The 22,663-nt window shown below is 66.7% G+C and carries 13 protein-coding genes; 5 read left to right on the forward strand and 8 right to left on the reverse strand.

All coding sequences use genetic code 11. The annotated features are described in order from the left end of the window. Positions 1 to 555: 555 nt before the first annotated feature. Entirely contained in the window at positions 556 to 11,214 is a 10,659-nt protein-coding gene (locus ABW137_RS24445; protein WP_526404044.1) for a cadherin-like domain-containing protein, read from the reverse strand. A 473-nt stretch (positions 11,215 to 11,687) separates the two neighbouring features. Between ABW137_RS24445 and ABW137_RS24450 the strand changes: the two genes are divergently transcribed. Genes ABW137_RS24450 through mmsB form a run of 3 tightly spaced genes read left to right on the forward strand, consistent with a single transcriptional unit; the run spans position 11,688 to position 15,316 of the window. Continuing rightward, entirely contained in the window at positions 11,688 to 13,208 is a 1,521-nt protein-coding gene (locus ABW137_RS24450; protein ID WP_526404045.1) for a CoA-acylating methylmalonate-semialdehyde dehydrogenase, read from the forward strand. Positions 13,209 to 13,223: 15 nt separating this feature from the next. Further along, positions 13,224 to 14,387: an acyl-CoA dehydrogenase family protein gene (locus ABW137_RS24455; protein WP_526404046.1), complete on the forward strand. Its 1,164-nt coding sequence runs from the start codon at positions 13,224 to 13,226 to the stop codon at positions 14,385 to 14,387. 44 nt (positions 14,388 to 14,431) lie between these two features. After that, complete coding sequence (gene mmsB / locus ABW137_RS24460; protein WP_526404047.1) at positions 14,432 to 15,316, forward strand: 3-hydroxyisobutyrate dehydrogenase; 885 nt, start codon at positions 14,432 to 14,434, stop codon at positions 15,314 to 15,316. On the opposite strand, the gene ABW137_RS24465 is transcribed toward mmsB, so the two are convergent. Beyond that, the gene (locus tag ABW137_RS24465) at positions 15,302 to 16,081 is read right to left on the reverse strand and encodes an HAD family hydrolase (RefSeq protein WP_526404048.1); all 780 of its coding nucleotides are present in this window, start codon (positions 16,079 to 16,081) and stop codon (positions 15,302 to 15,304) included. The two genes, mmsB and ABW137_RS24465, sit on opposite strands and share 15 nt — an antisense overlap. A gap of 103 nt (positions 16,082 to 16,184) precedes the next feature. Between ABW137_RS24465 and ABW137_RS24470 the strand changes: the two genes are divergently transcribed. Both ABW137_RS24470 and ABW137_RS24475 read left to right on the forward strand, forming a co-directional pair. Beyond that, positions 16,185 to 16,853: a response regulator transcription factor gene (locus tag ABW137_RS24470; protein ID WP_526404049.1), complete on the forward strand. Its 669-nt coding sequence runs from the start codon at positions 16,185 to 16,187 to the stop codon at positions 16,851 to 16,853. 35 nt (positions 16,854 to 16,888) lie between these two features. Beyond that, positions 16,889 to 18,115 carry a GAF domain-containing sensor histidine kinase gene (locus ABW137_RS24475; protein ID WP_526404056.1) on the forward strand — a complete coding sequence of 409 codons (1,227 nt, stop codon included), beginning with the start codon at positions 16,889 to 16,891 and terminating at the stop codon, positions 18,113 to 18,115. On the opposite strand, the gene ABW137_RS24480 is transcribed toward ABW137_RS24475, so the two are convergent. The 6 genes from ABW137_RS24480 to secY form a co-directional block, all read right to left on the reverse strand. After that, positions 18,112 to 18,621 (reverse strand): MarR family transcriptional regulator, encoded by a 510-nt coding sequence (locus ABW137_RS24480; protein ID WP_526404050.1) that lies wholly within the window; start codon positions 18,619 to 18,621, stop codon positions 18,112 to 18,114. The genes ABW137_RS24475 and ABW137_RS24480 overlap by 4 nt on opposite strands. A 59-nt stretch (positions 18,622 to 18,680) precedes the next feature. After that, entirely contained in the window at positions 18,681 to 19,418 is a 738-nt protein-coding gene (locus ABW137_RS24485; protein WP_526404051.1) for an anti-sigma factor family protein, read from the reverse strand. Then, on the reverse strand, positions 19,415 to 19,927 hold the full coding sequence (locus ABW137_RS24490) for an RNA polymerase sigma factor (protein ID WP_526404052.1): 513 nt from the start codon (positions 19,925 to 19,927) through the stop codon (positions 19,415 to 19,417). The genes ABW137_RS24485 and ABW137_RS24490 overlap by 4 nt, the downstream gene beginning before the upstream one ends. 101 nt (positions 19,928 to 20,028) lie before the next feature. Continuing rightward, positions 20,029 to 20,826 carry a type I methionyl aminopeptidase gene (gene map / locus ABW137_RS24495; RefSeq protein ID WP_526404053.1) on the reverse strand — a complete coding sequence of 266 codons (798 nt, stop codon included), beginning with the start codon at positions 20,824 to 20,826 and terminating at the stop codon, positions 20,029 to 20,031. Positions 20,827 to 20,828: 2 nt separating this feature from the next. Next, positions 20,829 to 21,374, reverse strand: a complete 546-nt coding sequence (locus tag ABW137_RS24500; protein WP_526404054.1) for an adenylate kinase — start codon at positions 21,372 to 21,374, stop codon at positions 20,829 to 20,831. Further along, positions 21,371 to 22,663, reverse strand: a 1,293-nt coding sequence (gene secY, locus ABW137_RS24505; RefSeq protein ID WP_526404055.1) for a preprotein translocase subunit SecY, incomplete at its 5' end; no start/stop codon positions are given. The genes ABW137_RS24500 and secY, both read right to left, overlap by 4 nt.

Genomic DNA, 22,663 nt, shown 5'->3' on the forward strand with positions numbered 1-22,663 from the left:
CTGAGAAGGGCACCCCGACCGGGGATCGGCCTGGCAACCAGGCCGGCGACTGCGCGGTCCTGACGGCCGCGGTCGACACCGGCCCGTGCGGTGCGGGCGTCACGACAGACGTGCTGACGTTCGAGTTCGGCTGACTCACTTGCTGGTTCGCCTCGATGCAAGCGTCGAGCAGTACCGCAGCCATCGCGGCAGTGGACAGCACGACGTCGATGCGTTGGGTACGTCGGGACACGACGACTACCTCCCCGGTCTGGCGGCGAGGCCGCTATTGCGGACATCTCCTGAACAGATAGGGAGGCGGGTTACCCGGCGTGCGGCACCCGCGCTACACGGAGTCCGGCCGGCCCAGTTCATCCGGACAGTCTGGTGTGGGGCGTGCACACCGACGACCGTGGACGGTTCTATGAAGGGCCCGCGACTGCGAGTTCACGAACATACAGCGGGCCGGGTGCCTCTGCGGCAGACCAACGCGTGCCAGCGTCGGCGAAGGTCGGTACCGCCGATTCGTAGCCTCGCGCCAAACGGTCTCGGGTTGCTCGCCGCCGACGAAACGAATCAGTCATCCGCCGAGCGGCAATTTTGCCTCACTGACTCCACTCCGGTTTCTCGCGCTTCCTTCTTCAGATCTTCGGCTTGCTGGTATCCGGCTCCGGGTATGACGTCTTGAACCAGTTTCCCGCCCTTGACCTTGGGCTCGGAAAGGGGCACCAAGCTGACGGCTACCGTGGCAACGCCGAGCCGGCACTTGAGCTGCTGGAGCTCCTCGCGGTATTTGGCCTCGTTCTTGAATCCGTAGATCTCGTAGAGGTCGTCGACGCCCGGCCCGGTCGGCGGCGTACCACCGCCCGGAAGGAGGTCCTCCGGGAAGAATCCCCGCTCGTATGCCGTCACCAGTACGTAGGCGTCGACGCTCGTGCACGGCCAACAACCGTAGACGTCATAGGCACGGTCGACATCTCTGTAGCCCGTGATCGTTCCGCCGGGTGAGAGCATCGCGTATCCGGTGACACGCCCACCCACGACTTGGAGCACCCAGACGTCCGCGTTCAGCAATGGTGGTGTCGACTCGGGATAGGTGACCTTCACCGAGTAGTAGTCATCGACGCTTTCGGCCAGCCCGTAGTCAATGATCGTGCGCACGGAGTACTCGAACTTGACAGTGACATCGAGTCCCATTATCGGATCCGTGAGGCGGTGCGGGTCCTTCAGGAAGTCATCTAGCGGAACCCCAGGCGGTTCGGGCGTGGGGGTGTCACCCGGCGGAGGCGGATAACGGGGCGGATCGGCCGGTGTCGGCGAACCGGTCAGCGGCGGGACGTTGATCACGACCTTCACGAAGGTCTTCCTGCCGTGGTCCTCGGCCACCGTGACGTAGAAGTAGTCGACCACGGGTTCGCTGGCAGCGAGCTGGCGATACAGCGGATTCGCTGTATACGTGAAGGTTCCGTCGTTGCGCACTACGACCTGCCCTTGGAGCCGGGACGACTGATTGCCCGTGATCGTCAGTTGGTCTCCGTCGGGGTCGGTGGCGACGACGCGGCCCGAAATCGTGCCCATGTCGCTCAAGGACCCGATGACGACTTCAGTCGCGGGCCGACGGTTGAGTGGACTGATGGGGACGGTGATCGGCACGACCTCCACGAGGTCGCCGTTCTCGTCGAGGACCTTGACGGTGAACTGATCGGTGAGCAGATTCGTGGCCGAGCCGTTGCCGGCAGCATCCTCACGGGCGGTGGCGCTGGGGACGAAAGTGTAAGCGCCGGTGGCAGAATCGATCGCCACCGATCCCCTGCTCGGTGCTCCCTGAATGGAGTAGGTCAGCGTCCGGCCTGCCGGATTCGCCACCGCCGCCGTCCCACCGATCGCCCCACTGACGGGGTCGGTGGGCTGGTTGGTGCTCAGCCCCGTGTGCACCGGTGTGGCGGCTGAAAGTGGCGCATTCAGGTTCACCGACCGCGTGTCGGCCCTCAGCCCGCCATGCCCGTCGCTGATCCTCAGGGTGAAGTTGGGTGCGTAACCGGCAGGTTGGCCGGCGGCCGGGGTGTAGGTCCATTGGTAGGTGTCGCCGCCGACCCACTCGGTCTTGAATGAGCCATACGTCGGAATGGTTGCGATCGACACGGTGAGGAAGTCACCGTCGGGGTCGGTCGCGGTGAACCGTTCGGAAATCGCCCCGGTGGTGGAGTTCTTCGTCTGGATCCCGCTCACCAACACGGGTTGCTGGTTGGCCGGCGAGATGAGGACCGACACCTCACCGCTGACCGTCGCGCCTCGAGTGTCCGTCGCCGTCCACCGGAAGGAGAAGACGTCGGGGCGGCCTCCGACGTCGAGCGCCGCTTCGTGACGCCGGTCCTCACCCGGGGTGAACGTCCAAGCCCCGGTGGTCGTCGCATCGTCGACCAGGAAGAAGCCGTCGTCGCCTCGGCTTCCGGCGATCGCCTCGATGCTGTAGGTGATTCCATCGCGGTCGAGGTCGAGGAGGTTGAAGCTGCCCTTGACTTCTCCCGTAGTGGGATCGGGCTCGCCAACGGTCGTGGGCGCGGTCTGCGTGAGCGCGCTGTTGGGCGCGGTCGAGGGTTGGATCGCGACGGTGATCACCGTGCTGACGTACTTGCCGTGGTTGTCGTACGCCGTGACGGTGAAGCTGTCGAACTTGTCGACGTCGTTGGCATCTGCGGCAGCCGCATATGCCCGGGCGGCGGCGGCAGGCGTGAAGGTGAATGCTCCGGTCGCACGGTCGACGACGACCTCGCCCTTCGCGGTGTAGGCGGAGCCGACGTAGACCATCGTGTCGCCATCGGAATCGGTGGCGGTGACCTGGCCCGTAACGACGCCGGTGGTGGCGTTCGGCGTTCCGACCGTCGAGTTGACCAGTGTCGGGGTCGCGTTCTGCGTGCCGACCGGCAACTGGACGACCGCCGGGGTCGCGTTGCCGTGACCGTCGACGGCCACGATCGTGAACGTCGCATACCGATCCGCTTCGGTGGCGCCCGCCGCGCCCGCGGCGTGCCGCGCCGTGGCCGACGGCGTAAAGGTGAACGCTCCGGTCGTCTCATCGACGACGACCGTGCCATTGGTCGGCTGGGTCACGACGTAGGCCAGCGTGTCCCCGTCATATGCGGAGAAGCTCGCGGTTCCCGTGGTGACGCCGGTTTCCGCGCTCCTGCTGATCAACGCGTAGCCAGTGCCAGAACGCGAAGGTGCGGAGTTCGGCGTGACGCCAGTGGGCAAGACCGCGACGGTGACCGCCACCGATACCACGCCACCGTGCCCGTCGTTGAGGGTGAGCACGAAGGCGTCCACCTTGTCGGCGGCCGTGGCCGACGGTGACGCCGCGGCCTGCCGGCCCGTAGCGCTGGGTGTGTAGGTGTAGTTGAAGGTTTGCGTGCCGGACGGGGAGATGGTGACGGTGCCCTTCGCTGGCGTGCTCACCGTGAAGGTGGGTACGTCGGCATCCCCGGCGCTGAACAACACTGCGCCCGTAACGACACCGGAAGCGTTCGTCGTGCTGGGCTGGAAACTGAAGAAGGTCGGCGCGATGTTCTCCGGGCTGATCGGCACGGTGACGACGACGTCCGCGGTCCCGCCGCGCTGATCGCTCGCCCGGATGGTGAAGCTGGTGACCTGGTCCGCCGGGGTGGCATTGTCGGCCGCCGCGACGTGCCGGGGCACGTTGTTGAACGCCGGAAAGTCGTGTGGCGTAAAGGTGAATTCACCGGTCGTCGCATCGAGCGACACGGTGCCCTTCGGCACGGACCCGACCACGGAGTAGCGAAGCGGGTCGTTGTTCGCGTCGGTGAACACGACAGCGCCCGTGACGGCGCCGTCGCTCGTCCTCGGCGTACCGATGACGGGCGAACCGGCGATGGGGCCGTCGTTCGTCGCGGCCGCCGCCGGAACGACGTTCACGGTAATGCCGACCGCAGTGACGCCGCCTTGACCGTCATCGGCCAGCACGACGAGGATGTCTTGCTTCTGCGACGCGGTGGCTGTCGTCGTTGCGGCCAGTTGTCGGGCCGCAGCCGACGGGGTGTAGACGAAGGCACCCGTCACCGGGTCGATGGTGATGCTGCCGCGGATGGGCGGCGCCGCCGAGTAGGTGAGCGTGCCGCCATTCGGATCGGTGAACGACACCGAACCGGTCACCACACCGGTGGTCGAATTCGTCGTGTAACTGGGCGTTCCCGCGATGGGGGCCTGGTTGGTTACCGCGATGGTGAGCGACTTGACGACGGTATTGCTGGCAAGCGTGCCGTCGGTCACGGTGAACGCGATCGTGCGGGTGGCGCCCGCGGCGGCACTGCTCGTGAAGGTCACCGAGCGAAGCGCGGCGCGGTAGTCGGTGATGCTGGCTGTGCCCGCCAGGGAAAGCACCCCGGTTGTGGTGTTGTACGTGGCGGTGATTCCGTTGAACGGGCTGGGGTTGAGGGCCAGCACGTCGGTCATGGCGGAGAAGCCACCGGTGATGGCGATGGTCGCCCCGGTCAGCGTCGTGTTGTCGGGATCGTCGACGAGGATCGCCGGGTTCAGCGCGACGGCGGCTCCTGGGTTGGTGGTGACGGTGCAGCTGCAACTCTGCAGTGCGGGCGCGTCGTTGACGGTCGTGAGCGTCACTGTCTTGGCGGCCGTGGCGCTCGGCGCCACGTAGAGATCGGTTTGGACGGTAAACGTGATGGTGCGCGTCGTTCCTGGCGTCTCACTCAGGTTGGCGAACGTGACCGAGCGCAGCACGGATTGGTAGTTGGCGACGCTGGACGTCCCTGTGAAGGTCAGTTTCCCGGTGCTGAGGTCGTACTCCCCGGTGATCCCACTTCCTTCGGGCACGGCGAAGTCCAGCGTGTCGAGAGGATGTGGGGTGGTGATCGTGACGGTGGCGCCGGTCACCACGGAATCGGGGTCGGTAAGCGTCAGAGCGCCGTCGACGACCACGGGAGCGCCCTGCTCGAAGTAGGCCGAGGACCCGGCCGTGGTGGTGAGCTGAACGGGATCGTCGACGGCGGTGACCGAAAGCTGTTTGGTCACAGGGGCGCTGGCATCGATGCCATCGCTGACGACGAACGTGACCGTGCGCGTTGCGGCGGGCGTGTCGCTCGAGTTCTGGTAGGTGACCGAGCGCAGCGCGGCCTCGTAGTTGGCCACACTCGACGCACCGGACAGAGTGAGTACCCCGGTAGCAGTGTTGTAAGTGCCGGCGATGCCATTGCCCGCCGTGAAGGCAAGGAACTCGCTAGCGGTGGCGCCTCCCAGCGAGACCGTCGCGCCGGCCAGGTTCGTCGCATCGATGTCGGTGACGGTGACGCTGTCGTCGACGACGACGGGATTACCCTGCTCGGCGTAGGCGGTGGGACCCGACGAGGTGTCCACCACTGGTAGGTCGTTGATCGCCGTGATCGAAATCTGTTTGGATGCAGGGGCACTCGCGTAGACCCCGTCGGTGACGACGAAAGTGATGGTGCGCGAGGCGGGCAGATTGTCGGCGAAGTTGTAGTAGACGACCGAGCGCAAGACGGATTCGTAGGTCTCCAGGCTCGCGGAGCCCGTCAGCGTCAGAGTTCCGGTGTCCTGGTCGTAGTTGCCAGCATAGATACCGGTCTCCGAAGGTACGTAGATGTACAGCTGATCATCCGACGTCGCATCGACGATGGTGATCGTGGCTCCGGCGAGCACCACCGAGTCCACATCGCTGAGCGTCAGTCCCGCATCGATGATGGCGTCGCCGAGGTCCTCGGTGAAGGTCGTGGCCCCAGGCGACGTGGTCACGACGGGAGCAGCAAAGTTGGGACTGACGACGGTGAGCTGTCGGGTCACCAGGTTGCTGTCGGCCAATCCGTCGGAGACTGCGACGACGATGATGCGGCCCGTTCCGTCTGCGATGACCGCGCTGTTGGTGAAAGTGACTGCACGCAGCGCGCTTTGGTAATCGGCGACTGGGCGAGTTCCGGTCAACGTCAGCACGCCGGTTTCAGAATCGTAGACGGCGGTGATCCCCGGATGGGTGCCAGACAGGGCCAGCACATCGCCGGATCCCTGTCCCTGATCGATCGAGACGGTCGCACTGGCCAAAGTCGCGTTGTCCAAATCGGCGACGAGGATCGACGGCTGAACCAGGAAGGCGACGTTGGGAGCTATCGTGACACTTGCTGTAGTGCCAGCGATTTGGGGCGGGTCGTTGTACAGGATGGTGGCGATGGTCTTCGTCGCGGCGCCCGTGCCAACACCGTCGGTGACGATAATCGAGATCGTGCGCGTCGCTGGAGGATTGGCGCTGGAATTGTAGTAGTACACCGAGCGCAGGGCCGTCTGGTACTGCGCGACCGAGGCCGTGCCAGTCAGGGTTAGCGTTCCGGTTGCCGCGTTATAGCTCTGGCTGAGGTTGCCGGCGAGCCCGTACGCGGACAGCACCTCAGTGGACTGCACACCGGAAATCGTGATGGTTGCACCGGTCAGGACGACCGAATCCGGGTCGGTGAGCGTCAGCCCGCCGTCCACCTGCACGTCGTAGCTCCGCTCGGGGAACTCGGTGGCACCGGGAGAACTGGTGATCACTGGAGCTTGTCCGGGGGACGCAGCGACGCTGATGGTCTTGACCGCTGGCGCTCCGACCCCGGTGCCATCGTCGACGACGAATGTGATCGTGCGAATGGTCGCCGAGGTCACGCCTGTGTTGCCGTAGACGACCGACCGCAGTGCCGCTTGATAATTGGCGACGCTCGAGGTGCCGGTGAGGGTGAGCACCCCGGTAGTGGCGTTGTAGCCGCCGGTGATGCCGTTGCCGGCGGTGAAGCTCAGCAATTCGGTGGTCTTTGCGCCCGTGATCGTCACGGTCGCGCCGGTCAGGTTCGCCGAGTTCGAATCGGCGACGGTGATGCCTCCGTCGACGACCACCGATGCGCCGCCTCCTTGGAAGGCGGTGGATCCCGGCGAAGCAGTCACCACCAGGGTGGCGTTCGGCGTCGAGATGGTGATCACGGAGACGGCTTCGGTGCCGGTCACGGGCGTGCCGTACTCGTCCATTTCCACGCTGACGAGGTAGCCGTGGACACCGTCCGAACTCAGCGCGAATCCCTGGGCGGCGGACGTAAACGGGGTGACGGTGATGAGGCCGAGATCGCGGACATCGAGCACGGCGATACCGACCACCGACTGCTGTCCGCTCTCGTCGACCTGGCCCACCGGCAGGTACACCGCGCTGCCATCCGGGCTGAAGCTCACGCTACTGCCGATCGGGGTGAGGCCTCCGAGCTCGTCCTCGCCGATCAGGTCGACGACGTCGAGGTAGCTCGCGCTGCCAGGATCGACGTCGATGATCGCGAGTTGGAGCGTGAAATCTGATGCGTTGACTCCGCTCACTGCAAACGCGTACAACGTCTTTCCGTCGGGCGATACCGCCGACGCATCCGAATTGACCAAGTTCGGGATCTGACTGGCGAGGTCGACGGGGGTGACGTTGCCCGTCGCCGTGTTGATGACGGAGATCCGCGGCGGCGTCGACGGTGAAAGCGGGTCCGACGAGGTGACGTACAGCCGGTCGCCGCCCGGGGCTGGCGTCGTCGTGTAGGCGAACGCCGATGGCAGCGCTGCGACCTCGTACGCGACGACGTTGTTCACGATGCGGGAGATGGTCGAAGTGAACATGACGTTCGTGCCATCGAATTGCACCGTCAAGCTGGCGACGTAGACGTCGCCGTTGTCCGCGGCGGCGATCGACAACGGGGGTCCAGTCAGCGGAACATCGGTGATCTTCGCACCCGTGTTCGTGTTGTACACGCCGACGGCGCCACTCGTATTCGACAGATCGCCTGCAGCGAAGTACAACGTGTTGCCGTCGGGGCTGAGGGCGATGACCTGGTTGCCGCCGGCCGCGCCGACGGGGATGGCGATGCTCTGGCCGGCGGGGGTGATGACGAACACCGATTCCGAGGCCCTGTCGTAGACGTATCCGCGGCCGTCTGGGCCAGCGATGACGTTCGCCGGAGAGAACGGCTCGCCCTCGTCAGCGGGGCTGAAGCGCGGTCCGATGTTCAGCTGCAGCGGCGAGACCGGAACCGCAGCGACGGTGACAGTTACAGCGGGGTTGACGCCGTCGCTGACCGTGACGGTGAAGGAGTCGGTGGCGGGGCCACCGGTGAAGGCATCGAAGCGCGCGGCGACGGTGGGCTGATAGGTGAACGTGCCACCGGTTCCGAGCGTCACCGTGCCTTGGGACCCTTGTGACGTGACCGCGTAGGTCAGGGTGTCGCCGTTCGGATCGGTGGCATTCAGAGCGCCCGCGACCGCACCGCCGACATTCGGAGTACCGAACGTCGGTGTGGCCGTCGGGGGTTGATTCCCTGCCGTGGCGACAGTGATCTGGCGGGTGAGGACGTTGCTCGTCAACGTGCCGTCCGTGACTACGACCGTGAACGTGCGCGGCGCGATGCTCGGTGTGGCACTGGTGTTGGTGTAAGTCACTGCACGCAATGCGGTTTGGTAGTTGGCGACACTCGTGGTCCCGGTCAAGTTGAGTGTCCCGGTGGCGCTGTTGTAGTTGGCCAGAATGCCGCTGACGGAGGTGCCCAGGGCCAGGACGTCCTGACCCGACTGCAGCCCGGACGTGATGGTCACCGTCGCGCCCGACAGCGTCGCGTTATCCGGATCGGCCACCGTGATGGTCGGATCCAGGGCCACCGGCACTCCTGGCGCAGCTGTGACGTTGCCGCCGGTGCTGCCCAGCACGGGCGCGTCGTTGACTGCCGTCACGGTGAGGTTCTTCGTCGCCACGGCGCTGGGCGTCGTCCCGTCCGTCACGGCGAAGCTGACGACCCGACTGATTACCGGCACATCACTGGCGTTGACATACGTCACCGACCGCAACACGGCCTGGTAATTCGCCACACTCGACGACCCCGACAAGGTCAGCACCCCGGTGCCACCGTTGTAGCTACCCGTGATACCACCACCGGCCGTAAAGCCCAGCGCCTCAGTCGCACTCGCCCCACCCAGCGTGACGGTGGCACCCGTCAACGTCGCCGAATCAGCGTCCGACACCGTCAACCCACCATCGACGACCACCGGACTGCCCTGCTCGAGATAACCCGTACTGCCCGCCGAGACGGTGACGGTCGGCGCCTGGCCGGTCGCGGCGGAAGCCAGGGTGATGGTGCGGAGGTTGTTGTCGGCGGTGTCGGAGATGAACAGCTTGGTGCCATCACCGGAGAGCGCGAAGTAATGAATCCCGGCTTCGGGGGCAGTGTCGATGGCCAGGGTGCGCACCACCGCGTTGGTACTGGCGTTGATCACCGAGACGGTGTCGTTGCCGTTGGCGACGTAGACCAAACTGGAATCCCGCGACACCACCACCGACCACGGTTGAACACCAACGGTGATCGCAGAACCCACCACCGCGTTGGTGGCGGCGTTGAGCACCGACACCGTCCCCGCACCACTGTTGGCCACATACACACGAGCACCGTCCGGACTGACCGCGACCCCGACCGGATTGACACCCACCGCGATCGGCGAACCAATCACCGCGTTGGTGGCCAAGTTGACCACCGTCACCGTGTTCGAGCCGAAATTCGCGACATAGGCCCGAGTCCCGTTGGCATTGACCGTCACCCCGGCCGGAGTGGCACCCAACCCGCTGATCTGAGTCACCGCGTTGGTAGCCGTGTTGATCACCTTGAGAGTGCTCGACCCGACGGTAGTGACATACACCTTGGAACCATCCGGGGACACCGCGATGCCATAGGACTGCCCACCCCCGACACTGATCGACGATCCGACCACCGTGTTGGTGACGGTATTGATCACCGACACCGCCCCATTGCCCGCCACGTACACCCGCGACCCATCCACACTGGCAGCGACCACCGCCGGCTGACCCACCACCGCAATCGGCGATCCGAGCACCGCATTGGTCGTGGCATCGATCACCGACACCGTCCCGGCGTAGGCGTTGGCGACATAGACCCGGTTGCCCACCACCACCGCCCCACCCGGGTAGCCCCCCAAGACCACCGACGACGGCGACACACTCACCTCCGCCGCAGTCACCGGCACCGCCACCGTGGTGGTAATCGCCGTCTGCCCATCCGACACCGTCACCACGAACGAATCCCCATCAGGACCAGCAGTGGTATTCGCCACCAACCGAGCCGCCTGACTCGGGGTATAGACGAACCCACCCACCGAAGACACCGCCACCACACCACGGGCAGGCGCACCAGTCACCGTGTACGTCAACACATCACCGTCGGCATCCGAGACGTTCAACGTCCCACTCACCACACCCGTCACCGCATCAGGCACCCCCACCGACGGAGAACCCGCCACCGGAGCCGCAACACCGAGCGGCACGGCCATCAGACTGAAGGTCGAGAACGCATTGAGCGCCTGAGGTTCCGGTTCGCCGGTCGTCGGTTCGGCGGCAACATGCCGCAGGTTCTGCTCCTCCTCCGGACGGCCGAACTGCCGACGCGCCAAGCCCAGCACCGCCCACATCAGTGGCGAATCCACGGGTGCCCCCGGCGCCGGAGCGGTCAGCGCATGAAAGACCCCGGCCAACCAGCCCGCGGCGGCATGCAGCACCGTCGCCGGCGTCGCACTCATCTCTTCGATTGGGGAATCCGCCCCTGCGAACGTGCGCGTATTCAAGGACGCCGCAGGGACTGCACCTGACTGCCGTTCGTCGCCGTCCGGCGCGATCGCCGCGAGGCGCAACGACGCACTGACCGAATTGGGTTGCTCCGTGCGCCCGCCCGCAACCGTCGATGGGGTGGTGGTAGCTGGGGCGGGCAGCTGCTGCGGCGGTAATTCATTCGACGGCTTCGGAGATGGCGTCGCGGGAGCCTCGATCTGCGCGGCGGACGTAGAGCCACTGCCCGTCGGCGCAAGGTCGGACGCCTGCGAAGAAGACTCGACGTCGGGATCGTCGTCCGGATGGTCGTCGTGCTCTGCGCCTTGGTGACGGATGATCACCGTCGGCCCCTGATCACCACCGATAGTCAGCTCTGACTCTGACGAGGCTTCGTCGACCGGGGACGTCGACGTCGTCTGGCCGGCCGGTGCATCGGCATCTGCGCCGGCGGCGGGCTCATCCGAGAGGGTGGGCGAGGGATCCAATGTCCCTGGGTCCCCCGACTCCTGAGGCCCCGGCGATTCAGGTCCGGGATCGGGCGCGGTGTTCGCCTCCGTGTCCGGCCCGGCCCACGCCACTCCGGGTGAGCTGCTCACGGCAAAACCGACGCCCAGCGCAACCGCCAGAGCCCCCACTCTGCCGACGTATCGCGAGTAACCGCGCCCGCCATGCCCGACCCGAACCGTGCGCGGATCCAGCACCACGGGCAGCCACTGATCGGACGCAGGAACTCGCCCTAGCCGATGCCGACCCTTGGCAGCCTTGACATGCTCGTTTACCACGAAGCTCCCCCGTTATCTCGCCACCGCGCACCCGCCTGAGTGTTCGCTGAATCTAAGCTGCGGCCGGAGCGACGTGCATCGGGGATTTCCCTAGTGTTTCGACCGCGCACCCCCTGTCAACGTCGCCCGCCAACGTTCGAAAGTCTGTCTGCCAGCGATTCGACGATGTGTTGCTGAAAGCGTGTGGCCCCGTCGCCGGGTCAGACCAGCCGTTGCAAACCCTTGTGCAGCGCCTGCGGGGTTACTAGGATGTCCTAGTAATTCCGATTCCTGCCGAAGGACGCGCCATGACCACACAGATTCCGCACTTCATCGACGGCAAGCGCACGGACGGCACGTCTGGCCGCACTGCTGACGTCTTGAATCCCAGCACCGGCGAGGTTCAGGCCCAGGCCCCGATGGCCTCGTCGGCCGAGGTCGACGCGGCCGTCGCCATCGCCGTCAAGGCCCAGAAGGAATGGGCCGCCTGGAACCCGCAGCGCCGCGCCCGGGTGATGATGAAGTTCGTCGAGCTGGTGAACAAGAACGCCAACGAACTCGCCGAACTCCTCTCACTGGAGCACGGCAAGACCGTCGCCGACTCGCTCGGCGACATTCAGCGCGGTGTCGAGGTCATCGAGTTCGCGATCGGCATCCCCCACCTGTTGAAGGGTGAGTACACCGAGGGCGCGGGCGGCGGCATCGACGTCTACTCCCTGCGCCAACCCCTCGGCGTCGTCGCGGGCATCACCCCGTTCAACTTCCCCGCGATGATCCCGCTCTGGAAGGCGGGCCCCGCACTGGCCTCCGGCAACGCCTTCATCCTCAAGCCCAGCGAGCGCGATCCGTCGGTGCCGGTCCGTCTCGCCGAACTCTTCCTCGAGGCCGGGTTGCCCAAGGGCGTCTTCCAGGTGGTGCACGGGGACAAGGAAGCCGTCGACGCCATCCTGCACCATCCCGACATCCAGGCCGTCGGGTTCGTCGGCAGCTCCGACATCGCGCAGTACATCTACTCGACGGCGGCCGCCAACGGGAAACGCGCCCAGTGCTTCGGTGGCGCCAAGAACCACATGATCGTCATGCCCGACGCCGACCTCGACCAGGCCGTCGATGCGCTCATCGGCGCAGGCTACGGCAGTGCGGGCGAGCGCTGCATGGCGATCAGCGTCGCGGTCCCGGTAGGCGAGGAGACGGCGAACCGCCTGCGCGCCAGGCTCGTCGAGCGCGTCAATCAGCTGCGCGTCGGCCACAGCCTGGACCCCAAGGCCGACTACGGCCCACTGGTCACCTCGGCGGCACTGGCGCGGGTCAAGGACTACATCGCCCAGGGCATCGAAGCCGGCGCGGACGCCGTCGTCGACGGCCGCGAACGCGCGAGCGACGACCTCACCTTCGGTGACGCCAGCCTCGAGGGCGGCTTCTTCATCGGGCCGACCCTCTTCGACCACGTCACCCCCGACATGTCGATCTACAAGGACGAGATCTTCGGACCGGTGCTGTGCATCGTCAGGGCCGAGACCTACGAAGACGCGCTGGCGCTGCCCTCGGAGCACGAATACGGCAACGGCGTCGCGATCTTCACCCGCGACGGCGACACTGCCCGCGACTTCGTGTCCCGCGTGCAGGTCGGCATGGTCGGCGTCAACGTGCCGATCCCGGTTCCCGTGGCGTATCACACCTTTGGCGGCTGGAAGCGGTCCGGCTTCGGCGACCTCAATCAACACGGGCCCTCCTCGATCATCTTCTACACCAAGGTGAAGACAGTCACCCAGCGTTGGCCATCGGGCATCAAGGATGGGGCCGAGTTCTCCATCCCCACAATGAAGTAGGGCTGACGCATCGCTATGGACTATTTCGGTCTCGACGACGACGAGCGCGTGATCGCCGAGACGGCGGCCGAGTTCGCCGCGAAGCGCATTGCGCCCTTCGCATTGGATTGGGACGCCGAGAAGAAGTTCCCGACCGACGTGCTGCGTGCGGCCGCCGAGCTGGGCATGGCGGCGATCTACTGTCAAGAGGACGCAGGCGGCAGCGGCCTGCGCCGCCTCGACGGGGTGCGCATCTTCGAGCACCTTGCGGTCGCCGACCCGACGACGGCCGCCTTCCTGTCGATCCACAACATGTGCACGTGGATGGTCGACACCTACGGCACCGACGAACAGCGCAAGAGCCTGGTGCCGCGACTGGCCTCCATGGAGCTGATCGCCAGTTACTGCCTTACCGAGCCGGGTGCCGGGTCGGATGCAAGTGCGTTACGCACCAAGGCCGTTCGAGACGGTGAGCATTGGGTGTTGGACGGTGTCAAGCAATTCATCTCCGGGGCGGGTACCTCGGACGTGTACGTCGTGATGGCACGGACGGGTGGCGAGGGACCACGCGGAATTTCGGCCTTCGTCGTCGAGAAGGACACGCCTGGAGTCAGTTTCGGCCCCGACGAATACAAGATGGGGTGGAACGCGCAACCCACCGCGCAGGTGGTGTTCGAGGGAGTTCGGGTGCCACTCGATGCGATGCTCGGCGGCGCCGACGGCGAGGGTACCGGGTTCGCGATCGCGATGACCGGACTCAACGGTGGGCGCATCAACATCGCGGCCTGCTCGCTCGGCGGGGCGCAGGCCGCCTACGACAAGGCCGTCGCCTACCTCGCCGACCGCGAGGCATTCGGCATCCGCCTGCTCGATGAGCCAACCATCCGGTTCACCATCGCCGACATGGCCACGGCATTGGAAGCGTCGCGAAACCTGTTGTGGCGCGCCGCCACTGCACTCGACGACAACCATCCCGACAAGGTCGAACTGTGCGCCATGGCCAAGCGCTACGTCACCGACGCTTGTTTCGAGGTGGCCGACCAGGCTCTGCAGTTGCACGGCGGCTACGGCTACCTGCGGGAGTACGGGCTGGAGAAGATCGTCCGCGACCTGCGCGTGCACCGCATCCTCGAGGGCACCAACGAAATCATGCGCGTGGTCATCGGGCGGGCTGAAGCGGTCCGTGCCCGCGCGTCGTAAACGAATGAAACCTCAGTGAGACGAGCGAAGCGACGGGAGAACAGATGACGACGATCGCATTCTTGGGACTTGGCAACATGGGTGGCCCGATGGCGGCCAATCTGGTGGAGGCTGGCCACGCGGTACACGCCTTCGACCTGGTGACCGCCTTGAAGGACACCGCAGAGAGCAAGGGCGCCAAGGCCTTCGACAGCGGGGCCGAGGCGGTGGCCGAAGCCGACGTGGTGATCACCTCGCTGCCCAGCGGCGCCATCGTGAAGGCCTGCTACGCCGAGGTGCTGCCCGCCGCCAAGCCGGGCACGCTGTTCATCGACACCTCGACCATCTCGGTCGACGATGCGCGGGCGATCAATGCCCAGGCAATCGAACACGGTCACGCACAGATCGACGCACCCGTATCCGGCGGCGTCAAGGGTGCGACCGCGGGCACGCTCGCGTTCATGGTCGGCGGCGACGATGCTGACGTCGAGCGAGCCCGACCCGTGTTGGAACCCATGGCGGGCAAGATCATTCACTGTGGCGGCTCGGGCAACGGGCAGAGCGCCAAGTTGTGCAACAACATGGTGCTGGCCGTCCAGCAGATCGCCGTCGGCGAGGCTTTCGTACTCGCCGAGAAACTCGGCCTCTCAGCGCAGTCGCTGTTCGACGTGATCACCGGCGCAACGGGCAACTGCTGGTCCGTGCACACGAATTGCCCGGTGCCGGGCCCGGTCCCGACGTCACCGGCCAACAACGACTTCAAGCCGGGGTTCGCGACGGCGCTGATGCACAAGGATCTGGGGCTGGCGATGGACGCCGTGTCGTCGTCGGGCTCGTCGGCTCCGTTGGGGTCCCACGCCGCGGAGATCTACGCGGGGTTCATCGATTCGGACCCGTCCCACGCCGGCAAGGACTTCAGCGCCATCATCGAACTGCTACGCGGCAGCTGACCGCTGCATGCCCGACCCCAGTCGAGCATGCAGCCGCTGACAGTCCGCGACGCGCAGACCGTCGTAGTCGGCGTGCGCCCCTGGCGCGTTGGGGTCGACGAGCACGCCGGCCAGGCCGCCGCCGAACGCGGCGCGCAGGCTGCTCGGCGAACCCGCGAAGGCCAGCGCATCGTGGGCGGAGACGCCCAGTTCGGCCAGCGCCATCCGGTAGGCGTCGCTGCTCGGGATGGGTGTGCCGACGTCGTCGGCGGTGACGATCGTCTGCACCAACCCGTCGCCGACCAGCTGACGAATCAGGGGTTGCACCCATTGACGGCGACCGGCGGCCACGACGCCCACCGCCACCCCAGCGGTGAACCCGTCGGTGATCAGGTCCACCAGGCCGGTCCGCGGATCGAGATCCGCGCCGAGCATCATCTCGTCGAGCATCGTCGCCTTCGTCCGACAGATCTCTTCGACGAGAACCTTGAGCAGGACGTCGCACTCCGTACAGACGCCGCGTGCCCGCAGCTCTGCAGCGACGCGCTGCCGCTCGTCGTGCAGGTCCAGCAGCCTGCGGTACCGCGACACGGACCACCTCAGGCTCAGCCCGTGCGCAGCGAAGGCTGCGTTGAACGCGAGCCGATGCCCACCGCATTCGGCGTCCGTGAGTGCGTCGAGGTCGAAGACCATCGCGCGCAGCTGATGAGCACTGCTCTCGCCGGGGCGGGAGGCGTCCCACCAGAACCGGCCTGCCCGCCACGCCCTCGCCTGAATGTCCACCATGCACACAGAGTGGCGCACGTCACAGTGGGGCGCCTCCCCCATCCGGGGGATTGAACCGGCCAACATGGGCGACCGGCTCGAACGCCGGTCCTATGCTCGGGCCATGCCTGCCGCCATCGGTCCCCCGGTGCGGCTCGTCCTGGTCGACGACCACGAGATGGTCATCGAGGGACTCAAGGCGATGCTGGCCGCCTTCAGTGACCGCGTCGAGGTGGTGGGTCAGGCGGTCGGCGCCGAACGGGCACTCGGCGTGGTCGCCGCGCTCGATCCCGACATCGTCCTCTGCGACGTGCGCATGCAGGGCTCCAGCGGACTCGACCTGTGCGCGGCGCTGCGCCAACGCGATCCGGACCGCAAGGTCGTCATGCTCTCGGTCTACGACGACGAGCAGTATCTCTTCCAGGCACTGCGGGTCGGCGCCTGCGGATATCTGTTGAAGAGCATCAGCAGCGACGAGTTGGTCCGACAGTTGGAGTTCGCCCGCGGTGGTGAGACCGCGATCGATCCCGGCATGGCCGCGCGCGCCGTGGACACCGCGGCCAGGTTGCAGCGCGACGAGTTCTGGCCCGGTGCCAGGCAGGGCCTCACGCAGCGGGAGAGCGAGATCCTCTCCTACGTCGTCAGCGGACTGTCCAACCGGGGCATCGCCACCAAGCTGGTGATCGGCGACGAGACCGTCAAGACGCACCTGCGGGCGATCTACCGCAAGCTGGGCGTCGCCGATCGCACGGGCGCGGTCGCGACGGCGCTGCGGGAGGGGATCTATCAGTGAGCAGCAGGAGCGAGACGGCCGGGGCATCGGCACGGATTCCCCGACGCTCCAACGCGGTCCGCGATCTGGTCGACGCCGACCGCGAGCTCGCGCTGCTCCGCGAGCTGATCCAGGCGGCGTCGTCGGGGCCCGGAGTCGAGCCGCTCGCCGCGGCGGCCGCCAGGATGATCACGGCAGCCACCGCCACGGACGTGTGCTTCGTACACGTGCTCGACGACGCCGAACGGTCGCTGACGTTGACGGGCGCCACGCCGCCTTTCGACAGCGAGGTCGGCAAGATCCGGCTGCCGTTGGGACATGGGGTGTCGGGCTGGGTGGCCAGCCACCGCGAACCCGTCGTGATCATCCACGACAAGGAGGACGATCCCCGGTACCTCCCGTTCGAGTCCCTGCGCGGTTCGGACTTCACCTCGATGGTGTCGGTACCGATGGAGACCGATCCCGGCGGCCTGGTCGGCGTGCTCAACGTGCACACCGTGGAGCGTCGCGAGTTCACCGGACGCGACGTCGAGTTGCTGCTGGTCATCGGCAGACTGATCGCCGGGGCCATGCACCAGGCCCGGTTGCATCGCAGGCTGGTGGCCAGGGAGCGGGCCCACGAGAACTTCGTCGAGCAGGTGATCGAGGCGCAGGAGATCGAGCGCCGCAGGCTCGCAGGCGACATCCACGACGGGATTTCGCAACGCCTGGTCACGCTGTCCTACCGGCTCGACGCGGCCACCCGTGCGCTCGGCGGTGACGCGGAGGCGGCGGCCGAGCAGCTGGCGATGGCCCGCGAGCTGGTTGACCTCACCTTGCAGGAGGCGCGTGCCGCGATCGGCGGATTGCGGCCGCCGGTGCTCGACGACCTCGGGCTGGCCGGCGGGTTGGCCAGCTTGGCGCGATCGATCCCGCAGGTCGTCATCGACACGGACCTGGCCGACGTCCGGCTACCCGACCACATCGAGATCGCGCTTTACCGCATTGCGCAGGAGTGCTTGCAGAACGTCGTCAAACACGCGAACGCGACCAACGCTAGCCTCACGTTCTCGACCGGAGAGCAGACCGCGCGGCTCGAAATCGTCGACAACGGAGTCGGTTTCGACACGTTCGAGCATCCACTCGGCGGCGACGAGATGGGCGGCTACGGTCTGCTGTCGATGGCGGAGCGGGCCGAAATCGTTGGGGGCCGGTTGCACATCCGATCGCGGCCTGGTGCGGGCACGGCGGTGACCGCGACCATTCCGCTGTCGTCGCAGCCGATCGAGAGGGAGGGCCCCTAGCGCTGGAAGTCGCCCGCCTGGCGACGCAGCGTCTCGATCGACGCCGCGAGTGCCGCCGACTCCTCGGCGGAGATTCCGATGTCGGCGAACACCTCGTGGTTGAGCGTCACCGTCGCGTCTTCGACCGTCGAACGGCCGAGGTCGGTCAGTCGCACCAGCGTGGTGCGCCCGTCCGTCGGGTGCGGCGTGCGTTCGACGAGACCGTCGCTCTCGAGGCGGCGGATCGCGTGCGTGACGCTGGTGACGTGAACCTGCAGCCGGTCGGAGGCCTTCGTGATCGGCAAGGCGCCGTTGCTGCTGAAGGCCAGCAGGCGTAGCAATTCGTATCGGGAGAAGCTCAGATCGTAGGGGCGCAAAGCGGTCTCGACGCGCGCCAGCAGGATCTGGTGGGCCCGCATCACGGACGTGACGGCCACCATGCCGTCGGCGACGTCACCCCAGCCGGCACGGTCCCAGTTGGCGCGTGCCAGTTCGATGGGGTCGCGCTCCGCGGGCTCAGAGGACACGCCTCTTCTTACCGCACGCAGCACCACCCGGCGTCGCAACCGGGCCGGTTCGCGCCGGATCACACCTGCCGTTCGAGCAGGACTTCCCCGGACTCCACGGAAACCAGTTGGACGGAGGCGATTTGGTCTCGTGGCATGGGAGTGTTGCCGCTGGGCAGGGCCGTCGCACCCGACAGACCCAGCCACGTGGCAACCTGCGTGCGGCTGCCGTCACGACCGACCACCACCATGCCGAGATTGCTGGGCGGAGGATTGGCTCCACCGCCCCAATCACCGTAGGTGCAGGCCATGTCGATGCGGGTGCCCCAGGCGTAGCTGCTCATGGCGACGGTGGCGTTGAACGGCGTCGGCGCGCGCTTGGTCATTTCCAGTTGCGCGACGGTCTCGGTGGTGCCGCTCTGCAATCCCACGACTCCGGGCCTGATCGCCACCACCAGGCCGACCGCGAGGAGGGCGGCGGCGAGGCCGACCGCGGCGGCCGTCAGCCTGCGGGCCCGGCGTCTGCGCCAGCGCACCCCATTCAGGACCGACGTCAGGACCTCGGGTCGTAGCGGCGGGGGCTCCGGTGGCTCCTGCTCGAGGTCGCGAACGTCGTCGGGGTCGAGGAGGCCGAGCAGGGCAGGCATGCCGCTCAGTTCGGCGACGGCGCCGCGGCACCGATCGCAGGCGGTCAGGTGCGCCTCGTACTCCCGGCGTTCGGTGCTTGACAGTGACCCGAGCACGTAGGCCGCGTCCCACGTCGCATAGCGGTCGCCCTCTGACTGGTCGACGCTGTGCGGTCCCCCGGTGTGCGTCATCGTGTCACCCCCATTTCCTGCAGGCTGAGCCGCAGTGCCCGCACTGCGTAGTGCAGTCGGGACTTCACGGTGCCTTCGGCGATCTGCAGATCCGCGGCGACCTGCGCCACGCTCCATCCTTGGTAGTACGCGCGCAGGATCACGGCGCGGTGGTCGGGCGACAGCTGGCTCAACGCCGTGCCGAGCAGCAGCTTGTCCAGCGCCTGGTCGACCTCGTCGGGTCCCGCTCGATCGGCGACCGCCTCGACGTCGGCGGTGCCGGACTCGCGGCGATAGCGGGCGCTACGTCTGTCGTCGATGATCAGGTTGCGGGCGACGGTGAACAGCCAGGCGCGGGCGGAGCGGTCGGCGTCGTCCGTGACTGGGTGTCGCCAAGCGCGCAGCAGCGTCTCCTGAACGACGTCCTCGGCGCGCGCCGGATCGCCGGTGAGCCGCAGCGCGTAACGCCACAGCGCGGCGGCGTGCTCGTCGTACAACACCCGCATCATCGCGGCCTCCGGATCGTCCATTCGTCACCTCCATAGGTGATACGACGCGGACGGCCATCCGGTTCACGAACATCTTCGTCGCGCGCCTGGTCAGCGGCGGTGTTTCGCCCGAAGCCGATGGCTCACAGCGTGAGGATCCGTGGCCCGTCGTCGGTGGCGGCGACGGTGTGTTCCCAATGCGCGGCGCGAGTTCCGTCGGCCGTGATCACGGTCCACTCGTCTTCCAGCACGATCGTCTTCGTGGTGCCGAGGGTCAGCATCGGCTCGATCGCCAGCACCGAACCAGCCGCCAGGTACGGTCCGCGTCCCGGTGCTCCCTCGTTGGGCAGGAATGGGTCCATGTGCATGCTGGTCCCGATGCCGTGGCCGCCGTAGCCGGAGACGATGCCGTACTTGCGGTCGTGGCGTCGCTCGGCGGCGTGGGTCTCGACCTCGATGGCGTGGGAGACGTCGGTGAGCCGATTGCCGGGCACCATCGCGGCGATGCCCGCCTCCATGGCCGACCGGGTGGCCTCCGAGAGGGCTTCGTCGGCGGGGATCAGCGGACCGACGCCGAACGTGACGGCCGAGTCACCGTGCCAACCGTCGAGGATCGCGCCGCAGTCGATGGATACCAGGTCACCGGCGACCAGGACGTCGTCTGAGGATGGGATGCCGTGTACGACGCGATCGTTCACCGACGAGCAGATGCTTCCGGGGAAGCCGTGGTAGCCGAGGAACGAGGGGATGCCCCGACCGTCGCGGATCACCGCTTCGGCGATGGCGTCGAGCTCGAGCGTGGAGACACCGGGGACGGCGCCTTGGCGCACGGCGCGCAGCGCGGCGGCGACCAGTGCGCCCGCGGCCGCCATGGCGTCCAGTTCGTCGGCGCTGCGTTGCGGAACCACCTTGCGCCCGCGCAGGCCTGGCAGGCCGATCACGATTACTTGCCGAGGGCCTGCAGTGCGCGCGCGAACACCTCGTCGAGACCGCCGACGGCGTCGACGGTCTTGAGCTCGCTTGCGTAGTAGTCCAGCAGCGGCGCGGTCTCGTCGCGGTAGACCTTCATGCGGTTGAGGATGACGTCCTCGGTGTCGTCGGCCCGGCCGCGGGCCTTCAGCCGCGTCAGCAGCTCGTTCTCGGAGACCCGGAACTCCACCACCGCGTCGAGCGCCAGGTCGCGCTTGGCCAGCATCTCGCGCAGCGCCTCGGCCTGCTCGACGGAGCGCGGGTAGCCGTCGAGGATGAATCCGGCGGCCGCGTCGGCGTCGTCGAGCCTGCTGTCGACGAGCGCGTTGGTGAGCGTGGCGGGGACGAGGTCGCCCGCGTCGAGGTACTTCTTGGCTTCGAGGCCCAGCTCGGTCTCGTTGCTGATGTTGTAGCGGAAGAGGTCACCCGTGGAGATGTGCGGGATGTCGAGTTTCTCGGCCAGCTTCTGCGCCTGAGTGCCCTTGCCCGCACCCGGCGGTCCAAGCAAAACGATTCTCACTTGAGGAACCCTTCATAGTTGCGCTGCATGAGCTGGCTTTCGATCTGCTTCACGGTGTCCAAGCCGACGCCGATCATGATCAGTACTGCGGTGCCACCGAACGGCAGGTTCTGCACCGAGCCGGTGTTGCCGATCTCCAGGAAGAGGTTCGGCAGCACCGCGATCACACCGAGGTAGATCGAACCGGGCAGGGTGATTCGGCTCAAAACGTAGCGCAGATAGTCCGCTGTCGGGCGACCAGGACGGATGCCGGGGATGAACCCGCCGAACTTCTTCATCTCATCGGCTCGTTCGTCGGGATTGAACGTGATCGACACGTAGAAGTACGTGAAGAAGACGATCAGGCCGAAGTAGATGGCGATGTAGACGGGGCTGGCCGGGTTGGTCAGGTAGTTGGCGACGAACTTGTCCCACCAGCCGGTGCCCGGGTTGGCGCTGCCGCTCTGGATCAGCTGGGTGATCAGGTGCGGGATGTAGATCAGCGACGACGCGAAGATGACGGGGATGACGCCGGCCTGGTTGACCTTGAGCGGCAGGTAGGTGGACGTGCCGCCGTACATGCGTCGACCCACCATGCGCTTGGCGTACTGCACGGGGATGCGGCGCTGGCCCTGCTCGACGAAGACGACGCCGACGATGATGATCAGCGCGGCGACGCACACCAGGGCGAACACCTGGCCGCCGCGGCTGTCGAGGATGGTCTTGCCCTCGGACGGGATGCGGGCGGCGATGCCTGCGAAGATCAGTAGGGACATGCCGTTGCCGATGCCACGCTCGGTGACCAGCTCGCCCATCCACATCACCAGGCCGGCGCCCGCGGTCAGCACGAGGACGATGACGACCAACGAAAAGATCGACGTGCTGGCGAGGATGGGCTCGGTGCAGCCCTGCAGCAGCTGACCGTTGGCGGCCAGTGCGACGATCGAGGTGCCCTGCAGCAGCGCCAGTGCGATCGCGAGGTAACGCGTGTACTGCGTCATCTTGGCCTGGCCGGCTTGGCCTTCCTTGCGCAACTGTTCGAAGCGCGGGATGACGACGGTGAGCAGCTGAACGATGATGCTCGCGGTGATGTAGGGCATTACGCCGACGGCGAACACCGACAGCTGCAGCAGTGCGCCGCCCGAGAACAGGTTGATGAGGGAGTAGATCTGCGCGGAGTCACCGGCGCTGACCTGCGCGATGCACTTCTGCACGTTGGGGTAGTCGACGCCGGGGGACGGCAGCGTGGCGCCGACCCGGTAGAGGATGACGATGCCGAGGGTGAAGAGAATCTTCCGTCGGAGGTCGGC

Origin of the sequence: Mycobacterium sp. (assembly GCF_040509115.1) — a bacterium.
Taxonomy (GTDB): domain Bacteria; phylum Actinomycetota; class Actinomycetes; order Mycobacteriales; family Mycobacteriaceae; genus Mycobacterium.

Excerpts from the sequence above, each read along its gene's own strand:
- ABW137_RS24450 (WP_526404045.1), top strand. The coding sequence starts at position 11,688 with ATGACCACACAGATTCCGCACTTCATCGACGGCAAGCGCACGGACGGC.
- ABW137_RS24455 (WP_526404046.1), top strand. The coding sequence starts at position 13,224 with ATGGACTATTTCGGTCTCGACGACGACGAGCGCGTGATCGCCGAGACG.
- mmsB (WP_526404047.1), top strand. The coding sequence starts at position 14,432 with ATGACGACGATCGCATTCTTGGGACTTGGCAACATGGGTGGCCCGATG.
- ABW137_RS24465 (WP_526404048.1), bottom strand. The coding sequence starts at position 16,081 with ATGGTGGACATTCAGGCGAGGGCGTGGCGGGCAGGCCGGTTCTGGTGG.
- ABW137_RS24470 (WP_526404049.1), top strand. The coding sequence starts at position 16,185 with ATGCCTGCCGCCATCGGTCCCCCGGTGCGGCTCGTCCTGGTCGACGAC.
- ABW137_RS24485 (WP_526404051.1), bottom strand. The coding sequence starts at position 19,418 with ATGACGCACACCGGGGGACCGCACAGCGTCGACCAGTCAGAGGGCGAC.
- ABW137_RS24490 (WP_526404052.1), bottom strand. The coding sequence starts at position 19,927 with ATGGACGATCCGGAGGCCGCGATGATGCGGGTGTTGTACGACGAGCAC.